The organism is Mesorhizobium sp. M7A.F.Ca.CA.004.04.2.1 (assembly GCF_004022825.1).
Lineage (GTDB): Bacteria > Pseudomonadota > Alphaproteobacteria > Rhizobiales > Rhizobiaceae > Mesorhizobium.
In genome coordinates this window covers 1-1,813 of record NZ_RZPH01001140.1, presented here as the reverse complement: position 1 = coordinate 1,813, position 1,813 = coordinate 1, and the positions used below count along the sequence as shown (strand labels likewise).

3 protein-coding genes are annotated in these 1,813 nt (G+C 63.2%); all 3 read left to right on the top strand.

From position 1 onward, the window contains the following. The first annotated feature begins 151 nt into the window (after nt 1-151). Genes EN893_RS32210 through EN893_RS32200 form a run of 3 tightly spaced genes read left to right on the top strand, consistent with a single transcriptional unit; the run spans nt 152 to nt 1,584 of the window. Complete coding sequence (locus EN893_RS32210) at nt 152-466, top strand: metalloregulator ArsR/SmtB family transcription factor (RefSeq protein ID WP_127270743.1); 315 nt, start codon at nt 152-154, stop codon at nt 464-466. Beyond that, a complete protein-coding gene (locus EN893_RS32205; RefSeq protein WP_127270741.1) occupies nt 463-954 on the top strand; it encodes an SRPBCC domain-containing protein in 492 nt (163 codons plus the stop codon). Before EN893_RS32210 ends, EN893_RS32205 begins: the two co-directional genes overlap by 4 nt. Nucleotides 955-978: 24 nt before the next feature. Continuing rightward, the gene (locus EN893_RS32200) at nt 979-1,584 is read left to right on the top strand and encodes an ATP-dependent Clp protease proteolytic subunit (protein ID WP_128362101.1); all 606 of its coding nucleotides are present in this window, start codon (nt 979-981) and stop codon (nt 1,582-1,584) included. Nucleotides 1,585-1,813: the final 229 nt, after the last annotated feature.

Genomic DNA, 1,813 nt, shown 5'->3' with positions numbered 1-1,813 from the left:
GCACTGGAACGCTTCACATCCACGCCGTCCTTGCGTCGCCGATTTTCGAGGCGACGTTCGATGGGCCTGCCGGAATGGTGAGACGCTGGCTTCCGACAATCTCGTAAAACAGTGCTTGCCAAATCAATAAGTATGCACTTATGCTTTTGGCATGATCGAAGCAGAGATTTTTCGCGCACTGGCCGACCCGACGCGCCGCGCCGTCTTTGAGCGGCTGGCCGCCGGCGAGATGAGCGTGTCGGAATTGCGCACCGGGATGATGGTGTCGCAGCCCGCGGTGTCGCAGCATCTGGCGGTGCTGCGTGGCGCCGGGCTGGTGATCGAGCGGCGAGCCGGCCGCAACGCCTATTACCGCGCCGATCCGCAGGGGCTCGCCCCCTTGCTCTCCTGGATCGAACGCTACCGGACCTTCTGGCCGGAGCGCATCGAAAGGCTGAAGGCGGTTTTGAAGGACATGGATCAATGAAGAAGGCGGGATCAACGACCAACCACGGCCAAGGCGACGCCCCGGATGCGCTCGAGTTCGAGTACGAGCTTGCCGAGCCGCCGGAAAAGGTCTGGCGGGCCCTGACCATACCGGAATTGCTGGCCGCCTGGATGATGCCGAACGACATCAGCCCCGAGATCGGCAACCGTTTTGCCTTCGCCGGACCGGACACGCCGATCGAATGCGAAATCCTCGACGCCGAACCCGAGAAGCTGCTGCGCTATTCCTGGCGGGAGCAGCCGGGCGACGCAGCCAGGCAGGATCCGCTCGACAGCACCGTCACCTTCACACTTGCCCGAGCCGTATCCGGCGGCACGCATCTGCGTATCGTCCATGACGGCTTTGCCCGCAAGGCCATGCCTGCCGTCGCCATGGCAGGCGCCGGCTGCCGGGTTTCGCTCGGTGCGAACAGGTCATCTAAGCCAATCGCCGCAAACACGCCTCGCCTCCTGCTTCGCGCGGCCTGAAAACAAAACGGACGGAGAGAGACAATGAGCGGTGTTGCCAGTCTGGTGCCGATGGTCATCGAGCAATCGAGCCGCGGCGAACGTGCCTTCGACATCTTTTCGCGGCTGCTGCGCGAGCGCATCATCTTCATCAACGGCGAGATCAACGACGACATCTCGGCGCTGGTCTGCGCGCAGCTTTTGTCGCTGGAATCGGACAATCCCGACAAGGAGATCTCGCTCGACATCAACTCGCCGGGCGGCGTGGTGACCAGCGGCTTCGCCATCTACGATACGATGCAATATATCAGCTGCCCGGTGTCCACCGTATGCATGGGCTTTGCCGCCTCGATGGGCTCGTTCCTGCTGATGGCAGGCACACCGGGGCGCCGGATTTCCCTGCCGAATGCCACTATCCTGCTGCATCAGCCGCTGGGCGGGTTCCAGGGCCAGGCATCCGACATCCAGCGCCATGCCGAGCGCATCGGCCGGACGAAACGGCACATGGCCGAACTTTACGCGCAGCATTGCGGCCGCAGCTATGAAGAGGTGGAACGCACGCTCGACCGCGACCACTTCATGACCGCCCGCGAGGCCCAGTCCTGGGGCATCGTCGACCATGTTTTCGACACGCGAAAGAAAGCGGCGTAAGCCAGGGCCGGATCGGAGACCGTCCGGCAGGTAGTCGAAGATTTGACGATGCCGGTCTGGTTCCATCGGCGGCGCGCCACTATAGTCCTGGGATGACCGACACTCATCAGTCCAGATCATTGCACCGCGTCATCGCCGTTGCAGCGCTCGCCATTGCGAGCCTCATCAGCGGCGCGGCACTTGCCGACGACAGTTCGTCGTCGACGCAAAAAGGCGCCCTGCCCGGCGT

Bases quoted from the DNA above. Each gene is read 5' to 3' on its own strand.
- EN893_RS32200 (WP_128362101.1), top strand. From the start codon at position 979: ATGAGCGGTGTTGCCAGTCTGGTGCCGATGGTCATCGAGCAATCGAGC.
- EN893_RS32210 (WP_127270743.1), top strand. From the start codon at position 152: ATGATCGAAGCAGAGATTTTTCGCGCACTGGCCGACCCGACGCGCCGC.
- EN893_RS32205 (WP_127270741.1), top strand. From the start codon at position 463: ATGAAGAAGGCGGGATCAACGACCAACCACGGCCAAGGCGACGCCCCG.